This is a genomic window from Maridesulfovibrio sp. (assembly GCF_963678865.1).
Taxonomy (GTDB): Bacteria; Desulfobacterota; Desulfovibrionia; order Desulfovibrionales; family Desulfovibrionaceae; genus Maridesulfovibrio.
Window position 1 is genome coordinate 1,112,863 of record NZ_OY787459.1, and the last position, 25,551, is coordinate 1,138,413.

Below are 25,551 nucleotides of genomic sequence, written 5' to 3' on the forward strand. Positions count from 1 at the left end.
CCACTTCTAATGGATAAAATCCCTTAATCATGCGAACAACAAAACTGAATACAGATTCAGTTTTTATCAAAATAACATCCCCCCCAAAAAATCATACCTTAAACTCAGCCCTCTTTTCAGCCCTTCGCTCGATTAACCCGACACTGAGCGGTATTATCAAAAAACAGGACAAAAAGAAGATCACCCCATTCCAGCCAGAACATTCATATGCAAACCCGGCACCGGTAAGGCCCAGCCATCCTCCACTATAGTAACATAAAACATACAAGGCGTTGGCCTTACCATGACTGCAGGTCAATTTACGGTTTAACAGGACAACCGCCACTGTATGCAGAGTAAAAAAACCGGCACAGACTCCTGACAATCCCACAACTACAGCTGTAATTGACGGTAATAGAAGCAGAAAAAGCGAAACCCCAAGAAGAATAGAACTACAGATCAAAATCAGTCCCCCTCCAAGGCGGCCGCAGAGTCTACCGGAAAGAGGTCCCAGAAAAATACCGAGAACATAAACCAGATAAACAAGGGTAATTGTCTCAGTGGCAAGGTCGAAAGGTGGATGTGAAAGTCTGTATGGCAGGTAATTGAAAACAGGTGAAAAAATAAGCAGACTCCCAGCTCCGCATGCATAAACCAGAAGTAACTCTTTACGTTTAAGCAGAGAAGCATAGGTCTCTTTACCGTTGCTGGAGCGTGCGGCGGCAATTTCCTCTTTACCACTGGAGGGCAGGATAAGTACCGCCATTAAAGTTGTTACCAGAATCAGCACCGAAGCCGTACTGAACGCATATCGCCAGTGCAATGGAGGATGAATCCATCCACCGAGCAGCCTTCCGCCCAGCCCGCCTAGAATTGTGGCAGAAACATAGGCTCCCATGACCACGCTCAACCTTTTGGCCGGGAGTGTTCGGGCCAGCCATGCAGCAATACTGGTAGTCAAAGCCGGAATGAAAAGACCCTGCACAAGCCTTGCTCCGACCAGAATTGCATAACTATCGGTCGATGCACAGATAAAACCACCGGCAGCAACAAAAACACCACCGGCAACAATTATAGGTTTAACAGGATACCTATCCGACAAGTACCCGAAAAACAGGTTTGACAGTACAATCCCCAAAATTACAAAAGAAACCGCAAAGGAAGCCTGTACAGGACTGATTTGAAATTCCGACTGTAATATGGGCAAAACAGGTTGTGGAAGGTAGATATTGGTAAATGAGGCCGAAACTAGAGCAAAAACTGCAAGTTGAATTTTAATGATATTATTCATAATCGATCCTATTACAAGAATTATCACTATACCGCTTCGAAAGGTAGAACCGAAATTATTTCGCTGTCAAGGAACTAAAACCAAAACCCCGAAATTCAGCATTGCTACATTATCAAAACACCGGATTACCGCATAGACCAACCCATTTAACGCCAAAAACCCCGCTCCGGTACCGGAGCGGGGTTTTTGGGTCCAAAACAATACTATTTTAGATCAAATCAGCTTAACTCAAATGCATCTTTTTTGAAGAAACAGTAAAACTCATGATCGTAATGATAAAATCTATCAAAATTATCTTTAACAAGCTTAACTACACTATCAATTCTTTTTGATTTAATTGAAACGTTATTTTCGACATACTGTTCTGCTTTGGCTACTGCGTTCACAGAAACAAAAAAAACTAGACCAAGCGCGAAATACATTTCTAAAGCCACTTCCAGACTCCTTTTCTTGAAGGTTCTGAAATAAGCATACACTCAAAAAGACCATCGTCAACAGTTTTAAGTTAATTATTTTTTTCACATTTAAAGTAATTTTACGACATTTTTCACAATCGCTATATTTTTATTTTTAAATAATCATCAATTCTTATTTTAAACGCAAAAAGCCGCCACATTGTACTGTGCCGGCTTAAAATAAAAAGTCTTTTGTTCTTTTTTTAACAAAAACTAATATACAGAAATAATGAAATAATATCAAAAAGAAGCACTCTGACAGCCTGTCTTCAGAGTGCTTCTGCCAACAATCAGGTTCTATCCCTTTATACCTTCGCTACTCAATTGCCTGCCAAGCTTACGGGCCTGTTCCAAGGCTTCTTCCATACGATGCTGATCTGGATATGTACCGGGATCACCAAATTCACGAATGGTGTGAATTTCAGAAAATCCGAGATATTTAAAAAAGAGAGGATAACGATCCTGTATATCGGCATACAAATCTTCATTGATTGCACCTTGGCTTGTCATGAACACAACCTTTACTCCATCCTTCAGACGGCTGAAACGACGACGTTCCACAGAACCTGGCTCAAGATTTAAACCATCATGAAAATCAGGGGTAAAAATATGGTAAAGACGATCAATAAAAATTTTGGCCTGACCACTTACATCGCCAAAATAGACCGGACTAGCGATAACAAGCACATCACTTTCATGCATATCGTCATAAACCGGAGTAAGCCCATCCTCAATAGCACAACGCTCAGTTTTCCCCTTGCAGGACATACATCCGATGCACCCTGAACCTTTTAGTTCTTGTAATTCGTAACTTACGACCTCTGTGTCTTCTGCAAAGCCCTCACAGAGTGCAGCTACAAGGCTATGCGAGTTTCCTTTTTTGCGGGCACTTCCGTTAACAACAGTAACTTTCATTTTATCTTCCTCTCATTTAGGTCAAAATTTGTTAATACAGATATACTTTGTTCCGAACAGATAAGAAGAATGATAGCCAAACCTGCGAAAAGTAAAATCAACCGAAAGTATGAAAGGCAAACTGCGAAAAGACATACAATTTTTACATTGACTTTAGTAGGCCAGTAAGTACACGTAGGCTGACTTTTATACTTAATAAGGACGCAGCAATGAAACAGATAGAAATACAGATTAAAATCAATCCCGGACAAATTGAGAATCCCGGTGCAATCCGCAAAGAAGCTTTGAAGGCTTCCGGATTGCCGGACGACGAAAATATTTCAACCCGTGTGCTGCGCCGCTCAATTGATGCCCGTTCCCGCAAACCTCATTATGTGCTTCAGGTAGCCATCGGTGATCCGGAAACCGTAGAGCCGCAAAAATCCATCTTCACTCCCCTGCCCCTTAGCGGCAGACAGGTTATCATTGCCGGGGCTGGACCGGCCGGATACTTTGCAGCACTGACCCTGTTGGAACATGGCATCAAACCGATCATCATCGAACGGGGCCGCACTGTAAACGAGCGCCGTAAGGACCTCAAAAAAATATATACTGAAGGACTTATAAACCCGGACTCCAACTACTGCTTCGGAGAAGGCGGAGCCGGAACTTATTCAGACGGGAAACTATACACCCGTGCCACCAAACGCGGCAACGTCGGCCGTATCCTTGACCTGCTGATCGCAAACGGCGCTCCGGGCGATATACGCATTGACGCCCACCCGCACCTTGGCTCAAATGTATTACCTCGAATAGTAAGCAGGATGCGTGACGACATTCTTTCCTGCGGCGGAGAAATTCATTTCAACACACGTGTAGACTCCTTCATACTCGAGGGAAACTGTATGAAAGGCGTTGTTGCCGCAGGTAATGCGATCAAGGCAGATGCAGTAATCCTCGCCACCGGGCATTCCGCACGGGATATTTTCTACGCCCTGAATAATCAGGAAATTAAAATCGAGGCCAAACCGTTTGCTTTGGGAGTGCGTATAGAGCACCCGCAACCGCTGATCGATAAAATTTTCTATCACCAGTCACCGCGCCATGAGAACCTGCCCGCAGCAAGCTACCGAATTTCAACTCAGGCTATGGGGCGCGGAGTCTTCTCATTCTGCATGTGTCCGGGCGGGTATATTGTCCCGGCCTCCACTGCACCGGGAGAACTTGTTCTGAATGGAATGAGCCTTGCCGCTCGCAATGCACCTTTCGCCAATGCCGGACTAGTGGCAGAAGTAAAACTTGAGGATTTAAGCGATCCGGAGAATCCACTCTGCGCTTTGGAGTATCAAGCTACAGCGGAAAAAAAGATGTTTAACGCAGGTGATGGTAAAACCCAGCAGGCCCCGGCCCAGCGAGTCTGTGACTTCATTGCCGGTAAAATTTCAAAATCCATCCCCAAGACATCCTACATACCCGGCAGCTATTCTGCTCCGGTACACGAACTGCTGCCCTTCATTCAATCGGAAGCCTTGCGTAGTGGACTCAAAACTTTATCTCAAAAATTCAAAGGTTTTGACTCAAATGAAGCCAAAGTGCTGGCAGTGGAATCACGCACCAGTTCACCGGTACGCATCCCGCGCAACCGCGAGACATTAGAGCATGAGCAGATTAAAGGTTTTTTCCCCTGCGGAGAAGGAGCCGGGTATGCAGGCGGAATCATCTCCGCTGCCATGGACGGTGAGAAATGTGCACTTGCCGCAGCCCGGATGATAAAATAAAATCAGCGGATTATTTTGATCAGAAAACCTTTGGAAGTCAAAGATTGAGGGAGAGAAATATTCCAGCGTTTCATCTCGGGAGAGCTGAACAACAACACCCCGTTCTTACCGATGACAGGTTGAATATTTTCAACCTTCTCCCCGGCTAAGACCTTCTTCACTATTTTAAGAGCTTCACGGCCCTGTGCGACTCCCGAGACCACATACCCGCCAATAGCCATACCTTTCCCGACTGATAAATCCCAGAGTCCGAACACCGGAACCGGAGCATGCCGAGAAGTCCATTTAATTACATCTATACTGGAAATATGCCGTCCCTGATCATCCCGAAAGACATGGTAGGTTCCAACAAGAATACAGGAATAACCATCCTTTCGGGCATTTTTGACCATTTCTTTCCAGTCATTGAAATTTTTGACCAGCTTAATCCGGGCCCGCGCTCCGGCCACTGCAAGATTCATCTGTCCATGCAGAGACTCACGCACAAAGACCCTGGCACTCAGGCTGTCATCCATGAGCACAATATATTTTCCCGGTCCGATTATCTCAGCCAAATAAGCTACAGAACGTTTTACAAGTGGACGCTCAAACACCCCGGTAATTTTATGGATGTTGTCCACGTATCCGCGGGCATTTCCATTTATACCCAAAAAGACAACAGGAATACCCCGGTCCACTAGGAACTGGCCGAATGTTTTAAGCGCGTAATCATCGGTTACAACAACCAGATCAGGTTTTTCCCGGTCCACAGCCGATCTGACCTCTGCAACCCGCAAATCGCAATCCTTTTTACTAAGTCTCTTATAATCAAGATAGTAAAACGAAAAATCCACTTGACCGGCAAGCCCCCGCCTCAAAACACCATTGTGCCCCTCCACCCAGTTGAAACCTTTATTGTAACTGTTAATTACCATAATCTTTTTATCCAAAGCACGGGCAGGAGCTGAGACAAAAAGCAGCATCAAAATCAGAATAAAAGACGTCAAAACCTTAGGGAACGGTAGCCCCTTACAAGTCATATATGCGGATTTAATTACATTCATGAATAAATTATAGCACAGTCTTAAATTTCTGTACAACCTCATAACCATTAGAGTGTAGCCACTATCAAAGCGACACTAAAGAAACAGGCGGCCCGCTTCATTTGAAACGGACCGCCTTTCAACTAATTAACACAGATGTAAGTCTGTTCAGGAGCGTATACTCCCCAAGCAACGCGGATTTAGCAGGAGGCCTTACGGCTTTCCTCAATATAGACTTCACAAAGTCGTTTGCTGACCGGGCCGGGGGTACCGCCGTTAAGCTCAACACCGTCAACTTCAATAACCGGGGTTACAAAAGAAGTTGCTGCAGTCATAAAAGCTTCGACAGCATTCTGGGCTTCTTCAATGGTAAATGGACGTTCTTCAATTTCCATATCCATTTCGTCGGCAATGCGAAGTACGGATTTACGGGTAATACCGGGAAGGATGGAGTTGGAAAGGTTACGGGTAATAATCTTTCCTTCTTTGGTCACGATGTAGGTGTTGTTAGAAGAGCCTTCGGTAACAAAACCGTCTTCAACCATCCATGCGTCGTCCTTGCCCTGTTTTTTGGCTTCGGTCTTAACCATGGAGGCAGCCAGCAGCTGAACGGTCTTGATGTCACGGCGTCCCCAACGGATATCAGGAACGGAAATTACGCGCAGCCCTGTTTTCTCGCCGGTCAACTTCTTGGCCTGAGTAAAAAGAACCACAGTCTGTTCCAGCCCTTTGGGCATTACGAAATCACGATCAATGGCACCACGGGTAACCTGCAGGTAAATTGCACCTTCTTCAAGGTCATTACGCTTGACCAGTTCGCGATGAATTTCAAGCAATTCTTCGGAACTCATGGGCATGTCCATGCCGATTTCACCGAGTGAACGCTCAAGACGGGCCACATGACCTTCCCATTCACAAATTTTGCCATCCACAACAGCGGTAACTTCGTAAATTGCGTCAGCAAACAGAAAACCACGGTCGAAAACAGAAACTCTAGCCTCTTCTTCGGGCACAAAAGCGCCATTCACATAAACAGTACGACTCATTTTATTCACTTAATCCAATATGAAAGTTAAATTACTAGCCCCACAATTCACTTTGTGGAGGAAAAACAAATTTGTCATCGTATTCCAACGAGTGATTCCTGTCTTCGGCCAAAAGCAAAGGGCCGTCAAGGTCTACCACAGCAGCCCCACTGGCAACCAGCACAGCAGGAGCCATGGCCAGCGAAGAACCGACCATACATCCGACCATTACCTTGTAACCTGCAGCCAAAGCTGCTTCACGCAACTTAAGGGCCTCGGTCAGACCGCCGGTCTTATCAAGCTTGATGTTAACCATATCATACTTGCCCTTCAGTGCAGGCAAAGATTCACGGTCATGGCAGGATTCATCCGCACAGACAGGCAGAACTCTTTCTATTTCCAGCAAGGCCTCATCGTCAGATGCCGGCAACGGCTGCTCAACCATCTCCACACCAAGACGAACCAAAACCGGTGCCATCTCGCGGTAGACATCAGCTGTCCACCCCTCATTGGCATCTACAATTATGCGGGAATCAGGAGCGCCTCTGCGCACAGCCTCAATACGGGCAATATCCTCAATTCCGCCACCAAGCTTTGTCTTGAGTAAAGGACGGGCTGAATTTTCCGCAGCCTGAGCTTCCATCTTTTCCGGGGTATCAAGGGAAAGAGTGTAAGCTGTAATTTCCGGGGTCGGTTTGCTGATCCCAGCCAACTGCCAAACCGGAACACCTGCTTTCTTGGCTTCGAGGTCCCATAAGGCGCAATCAACAGCATTACGTGCAGCACCGGCTTCCAGCGCGGTCTGCAGTTCCTCACGGGTCAACGGAGTTTTCAGCCCTTCAATCTGGGCCGTAACGGATTCCACAGTCTCGTTGTAGCGGGCGTAGGGAACGCATTCCCCACGCCCGGTAAATCCGTCTTCTTCAATCTCGACCCGCAGCACAACAGCCTCGGTTCTTGAGCCGCGAGCGATAGTGAAAACCTGCGCCAGCGGGAAAACGTCTTTAGTAACCGAGATTTTCATTATACCAGAGCCTCAACCAGACGGGCTGCACCCTGACGGAAAGGATCAACAGCGGGAATGCCCATCTGCTTTTCAACTTCGGCAAGATAAGCCAGAGCCTCATCTTCAGCCATATGCTGAGTATTGACGGAAACAGCAACGGCCTTGCATTCGGGATTCACAACTCTGGCAAGGGTCAGAGCGGTATCACGCAACTCTTCGAGAGTCGGCTGCTGGTAATCGGGCAGACCACGCATATGCTCGCGGGTAGGCTCGTGGCAAAGAATAAGAGCATCAGGCTGGCCACCATGAACAAGAGCCATGGTCACGCCGGAATAGGAAGCATGATAAAGGCTGCCCTGTCCTTCAATGATATCCCAATGGTCGGGATCATTGTCCGGGGTAAGGTATTCAATAGATCCGGCCATAAAATCAGCAACAACCGCATCAAGAGGAACACCGTTGCCTTCAATGAGAATACCGGTCTGTCCGGTAGGACGAAAAGTGGACTTAAGACCCTGCTTTTTCATTTCGCGGTCAACAGCCAGAGCAGTGTACATCTTACCTACGGAGCAGTCTGTTCCTACAGCGAGACAGCGCTTACCGGTGCGCTTTTTACCACTGGCAATAGGATATTTTACAGTAGGAATACGCACATCGTGCAGTTTGCTGCCGCTCTTTTCCGCAGCTTCAACCAGTTCGGGCTGGTCACGCAGCAGGGTATGCAGTCCGGAGGCAACGTCCATACCGGCTTCAAGAGCTTCCACCAGAACAGATTTCCAGCTGTCGGAAATAATTCCGCCACGGTTTACAACACCGACAACAAGAGTTTTAACTCCTGCTTCAACAGCTTCTTTAATAGAAAGGTCTTTGATTCCGAGGTCAGCCTTGCAGCCTTCCATACGAAACTGTCCGGCAACGGCCTCCGGTCTCCAATCATATATTCCCTGAGCCATTTTTGCGCCAAGCGCATCCGGAGCATCTCCAAGAAAAAGTAAATATGGTGCTTCAAACATGATTACTGTCCCCTTTGTATTTTAATTTTTTATTTGGTTTTGTGGAATTATCAATTTGCATGCCATCGGCAATTCACAAAGAGAAAAAACACAAAATAACGGCAAGTTACCAAACACAAAACCAATTCCCCCAAAACAAGTGCACTTCAAAGGCCCACCTGAATGAATAAAATTGTATAAGGGGAGGTTTTACCAAAGATTACAATCGACAAAAACGTTATTCGTTAAATTTAATTCTATTTTTTTGCGTTTTTTTTAAATTTTATACGTTTTACCCCCCTCCAAAACGAAGCCAACTCACACTAATTTAACATTATTGTACACTGACATGAAAAAAACTTTGTTTCATAGGGCTTTTCTGCAAAAAAGAGCAAACCTGAACGAAGAGACCCTCAAACTAAAATAACACAGGATTAGAATTTTTTTTAAGACTAGCTGTTTTTTATCCTGATTAATTTGATTCAGTCATAGGGATATGATAACTTTAAAAGGGATAACCTCAGATATAGAGTAATTTGAAACATTGATATTGATAAACTTTAGCAGCGACGTATTTAATTGCAATAATACTTTCCAAATCAATTAAAATATGCTTATAAAACAATTTAATACTTAAATCTTTGTGGGATAGGAGGACAGATGAATTTAAAATCAATTAAAACCAAAATACTCTTAAGTTCAGCTTGTTGTATTGTTATTTTGGCAGCCTCAATAATTTTGTTACAGATTTGGGACCAGAACAAAACCAGTCAATTTGTCGAAAATGAAGTTAACAATTTGATTGAAGAATCAACCCAAAAAGGACTTCTAGCTGTTGCTAAAGGAGAAGCAGGAGTAATTGGTGCAAAGCTGGAAAAGAATATCGATACTGCGAGAACTATTGCCAGTGCATTTAAATCCATACGGTTAGATGACACAACCAGACATAACATAGATATCAGAAGAGTATTTAGTAACATTCTTCTCACTACTCTCAAAGATAACCCCGAATTTCTTGGCACATACAGTGCTTGGGAACCTAATGCTATTGATGGTAATGATGAATACTACAAAGGCAAAACTGAAGACGGCTATGACGATTCCGGACGTTTCATTTCCTACTGGAACAGAGACAAAACCGGGCACATCGCCCGGCAGGCACTGGTTGGTTATGAAGATTCAAGCCTGCATCCAAATGGAGTACGCAAAGGCGGATGGTATTTAAATCCAAGAGAAACGGGTAAAGAAAATATTCTAGACCCATTTCCATATATCGTCCAAGGCAAACAAGAATGGCTAACAACAATGTCTGTTCCTGTTACCATAAACAATAAGTTTCTCGGGATTGGCGGTTCAGACCTTCGATTGGATTTTGTACAAAAATTATCAGAGGATGTTGCCGGGAGTTTGTATAACGGACAGGCTACAGTAAAAGTCATCAGTTATATGGGTATTATTGTGGCAGACAGTGCCAATGCCCAGAACGTAGGTAAGCCTATTACTCAAACCAAAACCGGACATGCGGAAGAAATAAAAGCCAAAGTTAAAGCAGGCGAGGCTTTTGTAGAGCTCGGACAAGATGCTGGACTAGTGCTGGCAATGTCCCCGATTCCATTAGGAAAAACAGGAACTCCTTGGGCTGTGCTTATTGAAGTACCAAGAAAAGTAGTTTTCGCTGATGCTATCAAATTAAATTCAGCTATGAGTGAAAATGCTTCTGCAAGCTTCCAGAAGGCCATTTTAGCAGGATCAGGCATTGCTGTAATGGCATGCCTTGCCTTGTGGTTTATCACCGGTGCAATAGTGGTCCCAATCAAAAAATCCGTGGAATTTGCAGAAAGTGTTGCCAATGGTGATTTTGATCAGAAGTTGGAAATCAATCAGGCTGACGAAATCGGTGTATTGGCTAACTCGCTAAAAAAGATGGTCGATAACCTCAAAAAAATGATTCTGGAAGCTGAAGAAAAGAGTAAGGCTGCAGAAGCAGAAGCTGAGCGGGCCAACGTTGCGGTTGAAGAAGCAAATATAGCTAAGGAACAGGCTGCAAGAGCTGAAAAAGAAGGTAAACTCCAGGCTGCAAGAGACCTTGAAGAAGTTGTAAACATTGTAACTTCTGCCTCAGAGCAACTTTCAGCACAAATTGAGCAATCATCTTCGAGCATCTCAGACCAATATGCTCAAATCAGTGAAGCAGCAACCGCAATGGAAGAAATGAATGCGACCGTTTTAGAGGTTGCCCAGAATGCTTCCAGCTCAGCAGAAACAGCAAACCAGACTAAAGAAAAGGCCCAGACTGGATCGAACATTGTTACGCAAGTTCTCGCCAGCATGGAAGAAGTTCAGGCTGTCGCCAAGCAGCTCAAGGACGATGTAACAAGCTTAGGTAAAGATGCTGAAAGTATCGGTCAAGTCATGGAAGTTATCTCAGATATCGCAGACCAGACAAACCTCCTCGCCCTTAACGCTGCCATCGAAGCAGCCAGAGCAGGTGAAGCAGGCCGGGGATTCGCTGTAGTAGCTGATGAAGTTCGCAAACTCGCTGAAAAGACAATGACCGCTACTCAGGAAGTAGGCTCTGCTATCAGCAAAATCCAGCAGGGAACACAGGCAAACATAGGCCACGTTGAAACAGCAGTAACTAAAATTAATGAGACCGCAGAACTTTCAGGAGAATCCGGTCAGGCTTTGGATTCAATCGTTTCATTTGTAGATGAAACATCTGCACAGGTTCACAGCATAGCAACTGCATCTGAAGAACAGTCAGCTACAAGTGAAGAGATCAACAAATCTCTTGCGCAAGTAGCAGAAATATCCTCTCAAACAACACAAACAATGCAGGAATCAGCAAAAGCTGTTGATGAGATGGCAAAGCAGGCACAGGTTTTACAGAACCTTATAACTCAGATGAAAAACTAGGGATTGATGTAAACTTATTCTTAGCCACAGAACTGAGCTTAAAACAGTTATCCGAAGCAGTCAGTCTCAATTGAGATTGACTGCTTCTTAATTTTGCTGATTGGGATCAACCGAACACAGGTAACATAGATACGGTACTCCACAGCAACAAAATAGACCCCCCAACAATCATAAATAATTTCGGGGTAGACGGATAAGAAGAGTCACTCAGCGTCACGCGAAAGGGTGTATAGGGGTTATACAACCCGAAAAAAGAAAAAGTAAAAGGGTGCTAGACTATTAATTGTATTAGTTCCGACTTGATCTGACATTTCCTCTTGAAACAGAAGAGGTTCTCCTTTTTGATGGGAATACTAAGGAACCATCAAAACAGGGCACCGTGCCCAAGGAGAACCACATGTCCAGTTTCAATCAAAACATCATAAAACACAAGATAGGTCTGCTGAATCTGGCGGAAGAACTCGGTAATGTTTCCAGAGCTTGCAAGCTGATGGGCTTTTCTCGGGACACCTTTTACCGGTATCATTCAGCCAAGGAAGAAGGCGGTGTGGAAGCACTTTTTGATAAGTCCCGTCGTAAACCGAACCTGAAGAATCGGGTAGATCAGGCAATCGAAGACGCAGTTGTTGTTTACGCAACTGACTTTCCTGCTCATGGACAAACAAGAACCAGTAATGAGCTAAGAAAGTTGGGCGTTTTTGTTTCGCCTTCAGGAGTTAGATCCATTTGGCTCCGGCACAATCTCCATAATTTCAAGCTCCGGTTGACTGCGCTGGAGAAGATTTCAGCAGAGCAAGGAGTTGTACTCACCGAGGCGCAGGTTCAGGCCCTTGAGAAGAAAAAGGATGATGATTTGGCCTGCGGTGAAATCGAAACAGCCCATCCTGGCTATCTGGGTAGTCAGGACACCTTCTATGTCGGCACAATCAAAGGCGTTGGGCGGATCTATCAGCAGACTTTTGTGGACACCTATTCCAAGTGGGCAGCCGCAAAGCTCTACACAACCAAAACGCCGATCACTGCAGCCGATATGCTCAACGACAAGGTCCTTCCTTTCTTCGCAGAGCAGGAAATGGGCATTTTACGCATGCTGACCGACAGAGGAACCGAGTATTGCGGATGCGTTGAGAAACACGATTACGAACTGTTTCTTGGCATTTGCGGCATCGAGCACACAAAGACTAAAGCACGTCACCCGCAAACAAACGGGATTTGCGAACGCTTCCACAAAACGATTCTGGATGAATTCTACAGGGTCACATTCAGACGTAAGATCTATACTTCACAGGAAGAATTGCAGACAGATCTTGATATCTGGATTGATGAATACAACACGCAACGATCTCATCAGGGAAAAATGTGTTGCGGTCGAACACCACTGGCAACTATGCTGGATGGAAAAGAACTCTGGAACGACAAGGTTCTGAGTTTAAACTAAACTGACAATTTCGGTCCCATCAAAAAGGCGGACTGTCAGATCAAGTATGAACCACTACATATTAATCTAACACCCTGTATTTACTGTGGTAGGCCACGAAGGACTTGAACCTTCAACCAACGGATTAAGAGTACCGGTCTACCGAATTTATCCCTTCTTCATTTACGTTAAAATGTCACGATAATTATCTTTAAGCAAAGCTTCATCCTTACTCATAGGCTTGTCAAAAAGAAAACCTTGCCCATATTTACAGCCAAGTTTTCTCAGATGAGTCAGCTGTTCAACTTTCTCAATGCCCTCGGCAACAACATCCATGCCTAGCGAATCCGCGAGGGTTATGATTGTTTTGACTATGGCCAGTTTTTCTTCGTCATTCTCCATCCCATCAACAAATGAACGGTCAATCTTCAGGTTATCCGCTGGAATTCTGCGCAGGTAGCCCAGTGAAGAATAGCCGGTTCCGAAGTCGTCAATCTGAAGCCTGAGTTTTTCTTTCTTTAATGTGTGTAATAACCGGAGGGAAGCTTCTGCATCTTCCATTACCCCGCTTTCGGTTATTTCAACCTTTAACAAAAATGGATCAAGACCATAACCTTTAATCGTGCTTATTACACGCGTTGCAAAATCAATCTGCCGCAATTGATGAACCGACACATTGAAACTGATAAAAGGCGGAATTGACGATTTGCTTAATTCCCATTCCTTGGCCTGAGCACAAGCCATCTCCATTACTTTATCCCCAAGAGGAAGAATCAATCCACTTTCTTCAGCGACCGGAATAAATTTATCCGGCATTATCAAACCTTCTTCTGGATGCTGCCAGCGCAGCAGGGCTTCAAAGCCCTCAACCTGAAGAGAGTTTATATTTACGATAGGCTGGAAAAGCAGATAAAAGTCGTTATTGGACAACCCCTTGCGCATATCTCCAGTCATTTTGAAATGCAGAGCAGCTTTATCATGCATTTTTGCATCAAAAACCTGGACTGAATTCTTGCCGTGCGACTTGGCTTCGTACATTGCGGTGTCTGCATCACGGATCATTTGCAAGGCGGATCCATCTGGATTGAGATTAAAAGCAATGCCTATTGAATTAGATACGAAAATTTCAATCTTTCCAATATTGAAAGGTTGTTCCATTGCTTGTTGAATACTTTCAGAAAGAGTAAGGGCATCTCCATTGAGCTCATGCACAACAATTGCAAACTCATCACCTCCCAACCGTATTGCTTCAGTATTCATTGGCATCAGGGAGGTCAGGCGTCGTGCGTAGTTCTGGAGTAATAAATCCCCGAAAGAATGCCCAAGACTGTCATTGACTAATTTGAAATTATCCAGATCAATGAAAAGTAAAGCAACTTGTTGTTTGGCAGCAGACGCTTTGTCCAGTGCTTCAGTGAGTTGTTCAAGCAGGCGTGCTCTATTGCCGAGTCCTGTAAGCTCGTCATGGTAAGCTTGGTATTCAAGTTGTTCCTGCTGCCTTTTTTGTTCCGTTATGTCACTTAATACAGAAAGCAAACGAAGGCTTTTCCCATTTGCGTCCATAGAAACATCACTTGTTTGCAGTATCCACCTGTATTGTCCGTCAGGCAATATTATGCGGTATTCTGCCGAGGGGCATTGATTATGATCCATGCAGAACAGGCAGCCTCTACGTGCGGTTAAGACATCATCAGGATGAACTTTATCGAAGAGGATTTCCAGATTATCCAACGGCTGGACCTTATCCAGAACAAGCATGTCCCGTGCGTTGTCCGACCAACGGGTATAGATCTGCCGTCCTTTTTGATCGATTTGAATCTCGAAGCTGCAGACGCTGCCAGCTCGTTGCGACAGACTTAACAATCTGTTGTATTGAAAACGTTCATTAAGACCTTGATAGAGTGCTTCCAGAAGATCATCCTTTGTCACGGGCTTGAGCAGAAATCTAAATATTCGGCCTGAATTTATGGCACTTATACTGGCATCAAGGCTTGCATGCCCGGTCAACATTATCCTGCATAAATCCGGATAAAGACGTTTAACCTCTTTTAGCAGGTCGCTCCCGCGCATTCCGGGCATTCTTTCATCGCTGACAATAATATCCACAGATGTCGCTTCAAGTATCTCCAGGGCTGCGGCAGCAGACTCGGCTGTTAGCACTTTAAATGGTTCGCCCAAAAGGAGCCTTTTCAGGGTGCTCAAAATCCTTTTTTCATCATCTACAAAAAGAACAGTGCTAATATTCGCAGAGGAGTCAGCCATAATGTTCTCCCGAAGTTTTAGAGCCTTGTATATCAGTCAATATTTAATCCCGCTGTATTCCTTCCTCTTCCGGTTCAGGCTCAATCGGAAAGCGAAGAGTAAAAGTCGTCCCTTCATCTAAAGCGGTATTGAAACTAACACTTCCACCATGTTTTTGCATTACCGAATGTACAATTCCCAATCCTTGACCGGTTCCTTTACCCACTTCTTTCGTTGTAAAAAACGGATCAAAAATTCTGTGTTGTATATCTACAGGGATTCCCTTACCTGAATCACTTATACTAATCTCGGCAATATTTCCTCTCTTGCGGGTTTTGATAATTATATTCTTTTGTTGTCCTTTTACAGCGGCATCTGCATTGGCGTGCGCCGCGTTAACGATCACATTTAGTATAACCTGATTAAAACTTCCGGGCATGCATGAAATTGTGGGAAGGTCCGGGTCGAAATCTGTTATAATCTCGGAATAATATTTCCATTCATTACGGGAAACCGTGATAATATTTTCAATTGTTTCTTTAAGCTTGATGCTCTGCTTTGTCTCTAAACCGGGATGTGAAAATTTTCGCATCGCTTTAACGATTGAGCTAACCTGATTGACTCCAAACAATGTTTCCCTGAAGGCCTCGGGAACATCCACATGAAGAAAATCAATATCATTATCGCTTTTGACTTTTTCCCATTTCCTTAAAATGGGTTGGTCCACATTATTTTCTAAATTTTTAAAAGACTCATCACAGAAAGATAGAAGTTTCATCACCTTGGCAAATGCGTCTTGCAGGTAAGTAAGATTACCTGCAACATATTGCACAGGAGTATTTATTTCATGCGCAAGCCCCGCTGCGAGTTGCCCTATTGATTCCAACTTTTGCGCATATGCCAGTTGGTGTTCAAGATCTTCTTGTTCAGTTACATCGAACAAGACAGCAACAACCATTTTTTGACCACGCATTGTTACCGGAATAAAGCTTTCTTCCAACGGAATTCTTTTTCCTTCAGAATTTTTAATACTGCTGCGCTCTCTAAAGACAAATTTATGAGAGATTTCTCCATCGGCATCGCATTTCGGGCATTGTGAATTACATTGAAGAACCTTAGAACAGGATTGACCAATCACATCTGCTTTATTCACGCCAACTATATTTAAAAATTCATCATTGACATCATCAACAACCCTCTTCTGGAAATCTATGATCAGAATTGCCGCTTTAATGCCATGTAATACGTCTCGCAAAAATTTTTCCTGTTCCTCCAGATAAATCAATACCTGCTTTTGCTCAGTAATGTCTGTCATAGCTCCCAGTATCGCAACAGGATTACCGGATTCATCCCTTTCCCATGTCATGCTGTCGTATACCCAGTGAACATTACCACTGCGATCCAGAATTCTGTATTCTATCTTTACGTCTTTGAATTCCTGAACTGCTTTAGTAAAAAAGTTCAGGACCAACTCTTTGTCTTCCGGATGTAATGTTTTTTCCCAAATATTCGGCTGCTCCAGCCATTCGGATGGAGTATGCCCGTATATATCTTCAACGGCTTTGTTCACATAATTGACAGCGAAAGTTTTATAATCAGCCCTATAGATTAATTCTTTGAGATTTTCGGTAATTACTCTGAATTTAGTTTCCGAAGCCTTGAGATCTTCTTCAGCCTTTTTCCGCTTGCTGATATCGCGAATGGAGGCAATTGCGTGAGGGCTACCATCTATAGAGGTCAATGATAAGGCGATATCAACAGGAATTCCGATCCCGTTGCGAGTGAATATACAGATGTTTTTATTCCATAATGGGGCATGAAAATCAGGAGAACTGAAATATGATTTACATTTAGCTGCATGGCCTTTTTTGTATGGTTCCGGGACAAAAATATCGATATTTTCTCCCAACAACTCATCTCTTGAATAACCGAACGTCTTGATCGTTGCAGAATTGACCATTGTAATCTGACCGTCTTCGTTCACGACTACCAAAGCGTCCGAAATGGCCTCCAGAATATCATGCAGTTTTTTTTCACTGTTTCGAACGCTTAATTCTGCTTGTTTTATATCGGTAATGTCCTGAAACGCACCCCGGATGGAGAGAACTTTCCCATCCTCAACTCTGGGTTTGCAAATGGTTCTTATCCATTTTGTTTGACCTGTTGCGGTTACCATTTCCAATTCGAGGTCATAAGGAGTTCCGTTCTCAGTCGCTTCTTTCAGTGCCGCATCAATTTTATTTCTGTGTTCGCCATGGAAAAAAGATAACCCCAGTTCTGCTGTTGCTTTGATATTAGGATCAAGATTGTGAATTCTGGCAATTTCATCCGTCCAAGCCCCTTCTCCGGTTTCGGGGTTGAACTCCCAGCCACCGACCTTCGCCAACTGTCCCATTTCCTCAAGAAGAAAAGCCTGAGACCTCATCTCCTGCTCAGTTTTTTTTCTACGGGTAATATCGCGGGTAATGGCGGATGCACCAATAATTGTACCTTGATGGTTTCGTATAGGAGAAATACAAGTTGAAACGTTAATGCGCGACCCATCTTTGTGCATACGGATAGTTTCGAATTGTTGTATGTGATCCCCCATGGCAATTCGGTTCATTATTTTGCTTTTATCAGTGGAAATCTCAGGTGGAACTAAAATTTGGACAGATTGACCTATTATTTCATTTTGGGTGTAGCCGAAAATTCTTTCAGCTCCAGAATTCCAGTCAGTAATCGTCCCATCTAACTTTGCTCCGATAATGGCATCCTCTGATGATGTAACCAATGCCGCCAGACGAGATTGTTCAATTTGCAGTCTCAGACATTTTGCCACCGCATTATCTACCTCCTTCCGGACTTGCTGTGTAGAAAGAGGTATACTGATCGATTCTATTAGACTGTCTCTAGTAAATATTTCACTAGTCTCTGTTGCGTTACTTTCGGTCACGAGCACAGAAGTATTAGCGAATTCCTTTTCGGCGCGTAATGAATCAAGCAAAGATTGTATTTTATCCGGGCAGTTCAGCTCAATTATGATCACTGTGGGCTTAAAATTGTGTATGCTTTGCAGAGCCCCCTCACAACTGGTGGTTTGAAAAAATCTATAGCTGCCTTTGAGGGCTGAACTAACTATCTGAACTGTTTCTGGATTTGTGCTGAGCAAAAGCACTCTGGGGAAATAGCTCCCATCCTCAATATGATCGGAGGAAAAAGCTTGAGGAGTTGGGGTATAGGCATTGGTGCATCTTTCTTTTGAAGAACTGTCGGCAATATTTTTCCCGGCTTGAACAAACGGTGTAACATCTTCTGCCTTAAAAACGATACAGAACAGTTCGCCATTTTCATTCAAGATCGGATAGTTGGAATAGCTAACGTATTGTTCCTTGATTTCATCGTCACAACCTGATTGATTCGCGACCACATTCTCTCTGAGCTGCATTATATCCGGAACCAGGTTAGCTACGACCCTGTTTAACGATGACTTCAAAGATGTCAGGTAGTCTTCTGAATTGTTTTCGTGAAATGGAGAAGGTGTTTGAAAAATACTTTGCCCGAGAATGTCAGTTGTTGAAGTAGTCGCTGTAAAGAAATCCTCACTGGCGTCTATGATCTTGAATTTATTATCAAGTATTGCAAAAATACCGGAGATATGGACACATATGTCTTTAAGTCCATTGCCATCTGACACGGAATCAACACGATACTTTCTGGAAGAAGATAAATTTTCTGTATTCTTTTTATCCATTCGCCAGCCCTCTGAATTTACGGTCTCAGCACTCCCGTTGGGATTTGACAATATCTTAACAAAATCATTTGGAAATAGGTAAGGTCATAGTTACAGTTGTTCCAACTCCTTCCTTGGAATCTAACACAATGCTGCCGTTATGAATATTCACAATGACATTATAGGCGATCGCTAATCCCTGCCCTGTACCTTTCCCTATTTGCTTGGTTGTAAAAAAGGGATCAAAAGCCTTTTTCATAACATGCTCCGGCATTCCGCATCCCGTGTCTTTAATCTTGAGTATAATCGAGTCTTCCTCAGTGTAATTTTTAACTAAGATGAGTCCCTTGTCCGTTTTATCATGACCGCTGCTTTGTTCAATTGCATGCGCACTGTTAATAATGAGATTCAATATTACCTGCCCCATTTCTCCTTTTAGGCAATACAAGGGAGGCAAGTTCTCATCCAATTCCATCTCTACTTCTGCGACATACTTCCATTCATTTGTTGAAACAGTAACAGCGTCATATATGATTCCGTTTAAATCATGATAACTCTTCTGCGTTTCGCCAGGATGAGCCAACTGCTTGACCGATTTAACTATATCGGCGATCCTTCTTAATCCCTCAGTGGATTCTTTGATTGCATTGGGTATGTCTTCAGCGAGGAATTTGAGATCTTCTTCATCCATCATGTCGGCAACAATAGATTCAACTTTCTCCCATGAGTAGTTCTCTGAACCCATATTCCTGATCGTATTAAGTCTATCCAGAGTTTCAAGTATTTCCGGGTAACTGTCTTCCAAGAATTTGACATTAGTGGTTACATATTGAGTAGGAGTGTTGATCTCGTGGGCAATTCCGGCTGCAAGTTCGCCTATTGATTCCAATTTTTGGGCCTGGCGTAGCTGAGCCTCAATTACCAATTGCTGACTGATATCCCTTGCGACAGATACAAAATTAACGATCTTCCCATTATCATTACGTACTGGAGCAATGATTGTATCCTGAGTAAAGCGACTTCCGTTCTTGCCTAAATTGACAATTTGTCCCTTCCATACTTGTCCCCGGTTTATTGATTCCCACATATTAGCATAAAATGAGTCTTCGTGCTCATTGCTCTTAATTATACTGGGATTATGCCCGACAACGTCCTTGGCTGAGTAGCCACTGATAGTCTCAAAGGCTGGATTTACATAAGTTATGATCCCCGAAGTATCTGTTATAAGGATAGCCTCTGCTGCCTGATCTATCACAGCTGAAAGCAGCTTATGGTCCAGCTCGGCTTCTTTTATAGGGTTTATATCGGTTAGCGTTATAATAAATCCGGACATTTCGGATTGTGTATTACCCATTTTAACAATCTGGCCAAGTACCCATATATCAGTTTCTTCTTTTCTTTTAATCCTGAATTCAAGTCTGTTTTCAGTCAGGGTTTCAGCGTTAAACCATTTTTGAAAAATAAGAAGCTTATCCTTCATCTCTAAGAAATGAGTCCAACCTCGTTTTTTCATCTGGTCAAAAGTTGTACTGCACATCTCGACTGCACGGCAATTAGCATACTGAACGTTTCCGTAGGTATCAGTAATAATGATACCGACAGGAGATGCTTTTGCTATTTCTTTAAATTTTCGTTCACTTTCGGCCAGTTCTGTCGCCAGCTTTTTGCGTGAGACAATCTCTGCTTCAAGATTTGAACGTAAGGTAACGTCTTCAGGCACCTGGCTGAGAATCTGGATGACAAGTTCTTTAAATGGAATATCCGCGTTTTCCACTCCCAGCCAAGGTAATGGTGCGATAGGCTTTTCACTCTGCCACAGGATATCAAATTGTCCGGATTCATTATATCTGCCGATATATCCGCTACGCGAAACATGATGGTTGGCCTGTATCTCCAACCACCCCAAGGGACTGTCGATCGCACTCCCGGAGAGATTTGCCAAAATATCAGCAGGATCGCACGAGCCGATACGATCCACAATGGAGGCCCAGAGCAGAACCTGACTGTAGGCCGTGGCTAGAGGGTCCGACGAAATCCTATAGTCTATACCTTCAAGCTTGGACAAAAAAAGCTTGTTGGCAGGAGTATCAAGAGACTGAAAATATCCCCAACAAGCCAACAGCCCTTTAGGACGGTACGAAAGCATGGAGAATAAAATTTCACAGCAACTTAGTGAACAGATAAGATCAGGCTGAGTCAGGGAAGGGAAAGATTGAAGCTGCTCAAAAAAAGAAATATTTCCATAACCATTAATGGAATTTATGATCAGATCTGGGCGACTTTCGCTTAAGGCGTCAAAGACAGGATGAAAATCACTACAATTCAAAGGATGATAACTTTCATGTACGATGGCAGCATCTGTCTTTGTAAGCATAGATGCGATTAGTTTGTTCGCAGTGCGTGGAAAGACATAATCTGAACCTATCAAGGCTATCCGTTTCCTACCCATGGATAGAGCCCAGCGTATCATAGGAACAATCTGCTGATTCATACAGCTGCCAGTGTAAACAATATTCGAAGATTGCTCCAACCCTTCATACTGAACAGGATACCAAAGAAGGGAGCCCTCCTGCTCAACAACCGGCTTCACCTTCTTACGCGATGCGGAAGTCCAACACCCGAAGAGGGAACGGACTCCCCTGTTGCATATAAGTTTTTCCGCCTCTAATCCGAAATCAGCGGCTTCTTCTAGCCTTTCACCAACATAGGGGCGCACTTGTCGACCGAGAAGCCCCCCTCGCGCGTTAATTTCATTAACAGCTAAAAGAGCCGCGTCAATCAACATACGTTCACTACTGGCCATCGGTCCATCTAGAGAGTGAAGAATACCAATGGGAATATCGGATGGCATCGTAACTCCTTATATGTATGCAAAAAGTTGTATATATTATAGGCTATTATGCTGTATTGACTGTCAACTTTCAGGTTTTGCCAAGTCCATGTTCATATATTTGAGCAAGCTCAGAGGTGTAGTTCCATAGGTTAAAATTGAAAAGTTTTAAATCAGGCAAAGATTACTCCAGTTAATTTGTTTTCAAGTAACGATGGATTTCGTAGTGCATATTTTATATGCTAGAACACAGTCTATCATTTTACTATAGGTATATGAAGCACAATGCTGAGGTTATTAGCAATTGAGAGCACAACAACAGATAATATTTTAGATATAATATGTGACTGGGAAGAAATGATGCAAAATAAAATACGAGTTATTTTTGTTGATGACGAACCGAATGTCTTGGGAGCTATCCGCCGCATGCTCCGCTTTAAGCGCAAAGAGTGGGAAATTGTCTTCGCTGAGTCGGGAACAGAGGCTCTTGCCTTGTTTGAGGAAAAGCCCTTTGATGTTATTGTTTCAGACATACGAATGCCCGGTATGGACGGAGCTGAGCTTTTGCAACTAATCAAGCAAAACTATCATAAGACAATCCGTATCGCTTTATCCGGTCAAGTGGGGCTGGATGAAGTTGTTCGCACTATCCGCTCTGTACACCAATATATATCCAAACCCTGCGATGCTAGGGATCTTGCGGAGAAAATAGAAGGGACCCTGAAATCAAGATACATATTGAATGACCCTGTTATGCAAGAATTAGTTGCCGAAATTGAAACGCTTCCCGTCCTTCCCCATGTTTTCCAATCTGTTGAAAAAGAATTGGCTTCTCCGGAACCTTCAATAAAAGAAATTGCCGAACTGATATCCATGGATGTCGGGCTGGTTGCCAAGATTATTAAGCTGATCAATTCTCCATATTTCGGGCTACCTTCACAGGTGGATTCAATATTACAGGCTATCACGATGCTCGGTCTTGAAACAATTCGGGCTTTAATTGTAGGAACGCATCTGTTTTCAATGTATGATACTGAATCCCTACCTGGTTTTTCTTTGAGTATGCTATGGGAGCATAGTTTCAGAGTTTCAAACATTGCGAAAAGTATTGCTGAATATGAAGGTCTCGAAAGAAGTTTCGTCGTTGAGGCTCGCATGACAGGGCTGCTTCATGATGTCGGCAAATTGGTTCTGGCTAGCTCATTCCCCAAGCGATACAGAAAAGTTTTGGAAATAGTAGCAGGAGAAAACCTTTCTATATTTAATGCCGAATTAAAAGTATTTGGAACAACTCATGCACAAATAGGTGCTTACCTAATGGGGCTATGGGGTATGTCTGGTGAAGTTGTTTACGGAATAGGATATCATCACACTTACGAGAAGTTTGATATGAGTGTGCCAATGCTGGTGTCTGTTGCGAATATGATTGATCATCAGTGCATAATAATTAATGAAAAATACAACAAAATTGTGGTAGAAAAAAATATGTTGCATGGAGTTGGAGGGATAAAGCTTGAGGAATGGATTTCGCATATTGCGGATAATTGGGAAGGTATTGTGAAATTCAATATTCTGGATAAAGAGATGATAAATCTTTTAAGAGCATAGGATAAAGAAATGAAACATCGAATTCTGCTAGTTGATGATGAACCTAATATCTTGTCCTCTTTGAAAAGACAGTTGCGTACGTATTACGATGTTCATACCGCGGATGATCCTGAAAAAGCTCTCGGATATTTAAAAAAGGGAAAACCCTTTTCCGTGGTCATCTCTGACTATAGAATGCCTCAAATGAACGGGATAGAACTCCTCAAGGAAGTAAAGTCACGCAGCCCGGAAACGACCCGTATGATACTTACCGGTTATGCCGATCTGGATAACGCTATCATGGCGGTAAACGACGGACATGTATTCAGGTTTTTGACTAAGCCATGCGAGAAAGAGACTCTGCTTGAAAATATTAGTGAAGCCGCGAAGCAGTATGATTTGATTACGAGTAAACGAATTTTATTGGAACAAACCCTGAAAGGCAGTGTCGAGTTGCTGACCGAGATAACATCACTCGTAAATCCCCAAGCCAGTGAACGTATCAGCAGGGTCCGAAGATATGTTAAGTACCTAGCTCAAAAAAAAGAGATTAAGGCTCTCTGGCGGTTTGACATCGCCGCAATGCTTTCTCAACTGGGGCTTCTAATACTCCCTCCGGGGACTATGGAGGCGTATATTGCGGGTAAAAAGCTTACGGCTGAACAGATGCAACTTTTTGAAATGCACCCAGTAGTGGCCAAAGACCTAGTTGCAAAGTTACCCAGAATGCAAAGTATTGCTGAAATGATCGCATACCAATTAAAAGGTTTTGACGGCTCTGGAACTCCAAGAGATGGGGTTGAGGGTGAAGACATTCCACTTGGAGGAAGAATTTTAAGAATTGCACTTGATTACGATCTTTATCTTCATCTGTATGGAAACCAGCGTGCTGCATTTGGAAAACTTGAAGAGCAGGCCCAAGTATATGACCCTGAACTTCTATACTATATGGAAGGAATGCTTGGAGTTGAAGCCCGTTATGAAGTGAAATCCCTAACGATAAAGGAACTTTATCCCGGAATGATTCTGTATGAAGATGTTCTATCAGACAAGGGCGCTATGCTTCTGAGAAAAAGCCTTGAATTGGATAAAGACAAAATTGATCGTATCCATATGTTTGCCCATAAAGTCGGTGTTACTGAGCCTATCAGTGTACTTGTTTAGGCCTGACGCAGTGCAAACGCTATCTGTTCATCGCTAAATTTACTTTTCTTCACGGCAAACTCCTTACTGTGACAATAGGTTGGTTTGCCAAAAATCTCTATTTTTAATTGGTCCAGCTTATTGGGAAGACGTCATAACCCCAAAACAGCAAGGGACGCCCTGCGTGGTTATCTGCCGAACGAATCTCTCCTTAAATGAAACTTACGCCCTAAAATGATTACATATATATCAATTGTACCTTCTTTGTTTTTGTCGCATTAACTACAAAAATCAAAGGAGAAACTATATATGAAACTCAATTTCGCTATTAAAACATTTTTGCAGTATTGTTCATTAGAAAGATCACTCTCCTCATTAACATTGCAAGCCTACAGAAAAGACCTATCTCAATTTAGTGAGACAATAGATTTAAATAATATTGAATTAGTAAAAATCGACAAAGAATCTATAAGAACATATCTATCAAACATAAATCATGATTATAAACCAAAAACACTAAAAAGAAAGCTTGCTACACTAAAGTCCTTTTTTAACTTCCTTGAAAGAGAAGACTTAATCCCATTCTCTCCATTTAGAAAATTACATATTAAAATCGATAGATCAAAAGAACTACCTAAAATAATAAAAGAGACATCTCTATCTAGAATTTTAAAATATGCGTATCTGGAGAAACAAAAATTTGATCATAAAAGCAAAGCATATAGAGAAATCACACGAGACATATGTGTAATAGAATTATTATTTGCTACTGGGATCAGAGTCTCTGAATTATGCAGTATTTCACCATCTGAAATAGATTTAAAGAATAAGAAATTAATCATAAATGGGAAAGGGAATAAACAAAGATTAATCCCTCTTTGTGAAAACAAATCTTTGAAAATTTTAAAAGAATACAGCCTGCTTTATCAATATGCACTACATGATTCTACATCGTTTTTTCTAAATAGGGACCTCAAACCACTCTCCGATCAATCCGTTAGGAGAATTATCAAAAAATACAGTGAAATTGCAGGCGTTACCGAAAACATCACCCCACACATGTTCCGCCACACCATCGCGACGATGCTACTCGAAAACGGAGTAGATATAAGAAACATACAAATATTACTGGGACATAGTTCACTGTCAGTCACAGAAATATACACTCATGTGAGCCTCTCTTCTCAGCGAGATATACTCGCGAAAAAACATCCAAGGAGGAAAATTAGGTAGGATAGAAGTATCGATAACTAAAAATTATAG

General features: G+C 43.0%; 16 protein-coding genes and 1 pseudogene. 6 read left to right on the plus strand and 11 right to left on the minus strand.

Annotated features, from left to right (window positions below):
- Window positions 1-91 precede the first annotated feature (91 nt).
- The 3 genes from ACKU41_RS05080 to ACKU41_RS05090 all read right to left on the minus strand — a co-directional run bounded on the left by ACKU41_RS05080 (window position 92) and on the right by ACKU41_RS05090 (window position 2,640).
- Window positions 92-1,270 (minus strand): MFS transporter, encoded by a 1,179-nt coding sequence (locus ACKU41_RS05080; protein WP_319780319.1) that lies wholly within the window; start codon window positions 1,268-1,270, stop codon window positions 92-94.
- 218 nt (window positions 1,271-1,488) lie between these two features.
- On the minus strand, window positions 1,489-1,704 hold the full coding sequence (locus ACKU41_RS05085; protein ID WP_319780321.1) for a hypothetical protein: 216 nt from the start codon (window positions 1,702-1,704) through the stop codon (window positions 1,489-1,491).
- Between the two features lie 318 nt (window positions 1,705-2,022).
- Window positions 2,023-2,640: a flavodoxin family protein gene (locus ACKU41_RS05090; RefSeq protein WP_321404449.1), complete on the minus strand. Its 618-nt coding sequence runs from the start codon at window positions 2,638-2,640 to the stop codon at window positions 2,023-2,025.
- Between the two features lie 209 nt (window positions 2,641-2,849).
- On the opposite strand from ACKU41_RS05090, the gene ACKU41_RS05095 reads away from it, so the two are divergent.
- Complete coding sequence (locus ACKU41_RS05095) at window positions 2,850-4,397, plus strand: FAD-dependent protein (RefSeq protein ID WP_321404450.1); 1,548 nt, start codon at window positions 2,850-2,852, stop codon at window positions 4,395-4,397.
- A gap of 2 nt (window positions 4,398-4,399) precedes the next feature.
- On the opposite strand, the gene ACKU41_RS05100 is transcribed toward ACKU41_RS05095, so the two are convergent.
- The 4 genes from ACKU41_RS05100 to dgcN all read right to left on the minus strand — a co-directional run bounded on the left by ACKU41_RS05100 (window position 4,400) and on the right by dgcN (window position 8,463).
- Window positions 4,400-5,311 (minus strand): ABC transporter substrate binding protein, encoded by a 912-nt coding sequence (locus tag ACKU41_RS05100; RefSeq protein WP_319780324.1) that lies wholly within the window; start codon window positions 5,309-5,311, stop codon window positions 4,400-4,402.
- 308 nt (window positions 5,312-5,619) lie between these two features.
- A complete protein-coding gene (locus ACKU41_RS05105) occupies window positions 5,620-6,465 on the minus strand; it encodes a D-amino-acid transaminase (RefSeq protein ID WP_319780325.1) in 846 nt (281 codons plus the stop codon).
- A 34-nt stretch (window positions 6,466-6,499) separates the two neighbouring features.
- A complete protein-coding gene (gene dgcA / locus ACKU41_RS05110) occupies window positions 6,500-7,468 on the minus strand; it encodes an N-acetyl-D-Glu racemase DgcA (protein ID WP_319780326.1) in 969 nt (322 codons plus the stop codon).
- Window positions 7,468-8,463 (minus strand): N-acetyltransferase DgcN, encoded by a 996-nt coding sequence (dgcN, locus tag ACKU41_RS05115; protein WP_321404451.1) that lies wholly within the window; start codon window positions 8,461-8,463, stop codon window positions 7,468-7,470. The genes dgcA and dgcN overlap by 1 nt, the downstream gene beginning before the upstream one ends.
- A gap of 639 nt (window positions 8,464-9,102) precedes the next feature.
- Between dgcN and ACKU41_RS05120 the strand changes: the two genes are divergently transcribed.
- Both ACKU41_RS05120 and ACKU41_RS05125 read left to right on the plus strand, forming a co-directional pair.
- Window positions 9,103-11,358, plus strand: a complete 2,256-nt coding sequence (locus ACKU41_RS05120; protein WP_321404453.1) for a methyl-accepting chemotaxis protein — start codon at window positions 9,103-9,105, stop codon at window positions 11,356-11,358.
- Window positions 11,359-11,755: 397 nt separating this feature from the next.
- Entirely contained in the window at window positions 11,756-12,796 is a 1,041-nt protein-coding gene (locus ACKU41_RS05125) for an IS481 family transposase (protein WP_321403488.1), read from the plus strand.
- Between the two features lie 162 nt (window positions 12,797-12,958).
- On the opposite strand, the gene ACKU41_RS05130 is transcribed toward ACKU41_RS05125, so the two are convergent.
- The 4 genes and pseudogenes from ACKU41_RS05130 to ACKU41_RS05145 form a co-directional block, all read right to left on the minus strand.
- Window positions 12,959-14,704: an EAL domain-containing protein gene (locus ACKU41_RS05130; RefSeq protein WP_321404454.1), complete on the minus strand. Its 1,746-nt coding sequence runs from the start codon at window positions 14,702-14,704 to the stop codon at window positions 12,959-12,961.
- A 30-nt stretch (window positions 14,705-14,734) separates the two neighbouring features.
- A pseudogene (locus ACKU41_RS05135) lies at window positions 14,735-15,037 on the minus strand (response regulator); the annotation flags it as partial.
- A 43-nt stretch (window positions 15,038-15,080) separates the two neighbouring features.
- Window positions 15,081-18,749 carry a PAS domain S-box protein gene (locus ACKU41_RS05140; RefSeq protein ID WP_321404455.1) on the minus strand — a complete coding sequence of 1,223 codons (3,669 nt, stop codon included), beginning with the start codon at window positions 18,747-18,749 and terminating at the stop codon, window positions 15,081-15,083.
- Between the two features lie 64 nt (window positions 18,750-18,813).
- Window positions 18,814-21,579: a transporter substrate-binding protein gene (locus ACKU41_RS05145; RefSeq protein WP_321404457.1), complete on the minus strand. Its 2,766-nt coding sequence runs from the start codon at window positions 21,577-21,579 to the stop codon at window positions 18,814-18,816.
- A gap of 264 nt (window positions 21,580-21,843) precedes the next feature.
- Here ACKU41_RS05145 and ACKU41_RS05150 point away from each other — a divergent pair, with 264 nt between their 5' ends.
- The 3 genes from ACKU41_RS05150 to ACKU41_RS05160 all read left to right on the plus strand — a co-directional run bounded on the left by ACKU41_RS05150 (window position 21,844) and on the right by ACKU41_RS05160 (window position 25,521).
- Window positions 21,844-23,166, plus strand: coding sequence for a response regulator (locus tag ACKU41_RS05150; protein WP_321404458.1), 1,323 nt, complete (start codon window positions 21,844-21,846; stop codon window positions 23,164-23,166).
- Between the two features lie 9 nt (window positions 23,167-23,175).
- Window positions 23,176-24,309, plus strand: coding sequence for an HD domain-containing phosphohydrolase (locus ACKU41_RS05155; protein WP_321404460.1), 1,134 nt, complete (start codon window positions 23,176-23,178; stop codon window positions 24,307-24,309).
- A 288-nt stretch (window positions 24,310-24,597) separates the two neighbouring features.
- Window positions 24,598-25,521, plus strand: coding sequence for a tyrosine-type recombinase/integrase (locus ACKU41_RS05160; RefSeq protein WP_321404462.1), 924 nt, complete (start codon window positions 24,598-24,600; stop codon window positions 25,519-25,521).
- Window positions 25,522-25,551: the final 30 nt, after the last annotated feature.

What these genes read in the sequence shown, in the direction of transcription:
- ACKU41_RS05080 (WP_319780319.1), bottom strand. Translation starts at nt 1,270, where the DNA reads ATGAATAATATCATTAAAATTCAACTTGCAGTTTTTGCTCTAGTTTCG.
- ACKU41_RS05090 (WP_321404449.1), bottom strand. Translation starts at nt 2,640, where the DNA reads ATGAAAGTTACTGTTGTTAACGGAAGTGCCCGCAAAAAAGGAAACTCG.
- ACKU41_RS05095 (WP_321404450.1), top strand. Translation starts at nt 2,850, where the DNA reads ATGAAACAGATAGAAATACAGATTAAAATCAATCCCGGACAAATTGAG.
- ACKU41_RS05100 (WP_319780324.1), bottom strand. Translation starts at nt 5,311, where the DNA reads ATGGTAATTAACAGTTACAATAAAGGTTTCAACTGGGTGGAGGGGCAC.
- ACKU41_RS05105 (WP_319780325.1), bottom strand. Translation starts at nt 6,465, where the DNA reads ATGAGTCGTACTGTTTATGTGAATGGCGCTTTTGTGCCCGAAGAAGAG.
- dgcA (WP_319780326.1), bottom strand. Translation starts at nt 7,468, where the DNA reads ATGAAAATCTCGGTTACTAAAGACGTTTTCCCGCTGGCGCAGGTTTTC.
- dgcN (WP_321404451.1), bottom strand. Translation starts at nt 8,463, where the DNA reads ATGTTTGAAGCACCATATTTACTTTTTCTTGGAGATGCTCCGGATGCG.
- ACKU41_RS05120 (WP_321404453.1), top strand. Translation starts at nt 9,103, where the DNA reads ATGAATTTAAAATCAATTAAAACCAAAATACTCTTAAGTTCAGCTTGT.
- ACKU41_RS05125 (WP_321403488.1), top strand. Translation starts at nt 11,756, where the DNA reads ATGTCCAGTTTCAATCAAAACATCATAAAACACAAGATAGGTCTGCTG.
- ACKU41_RS05140 (WP_321404455.1), bottom strand. Translation starts at nt 18,749, where the DNA reads ATGGATAAAAAGAATACAGAAAATTTATCTTCTTCCAGAAAGTATCGT.
- ACKU41_RS05145 (WP_321404457.1), bottom strand. Translation starts at nt 21,579, where the DNA reads ATGCCATCCGATATTCCCATTGGTATTCTTCACTCTCTAGATGGACCG.
- ACKU41_RS05150 (WP_321404458.1), top strand. Translation starts at nt 21,844, where the DNA reads ATGCTGAGGTTATTAGCAATTGAGAGCACAACAACAGATAATATTTTA.
- ACKU41_RS05155 (WP_321404460.1), top strand. Translation starts at nt 23,176, where the DNA reads ATGAAACATCGAATTCTGCTAGTTGATGATGAACCTAATATCTTGTCC.
- ACKU41_RS05160 (WP_321404462.1), top strand. Translation starts at nt 24,598, where the DNA reads ATGAAACTCAATTTCGCTATTAAAACATTTTTGCAGTATTGTTCATTA.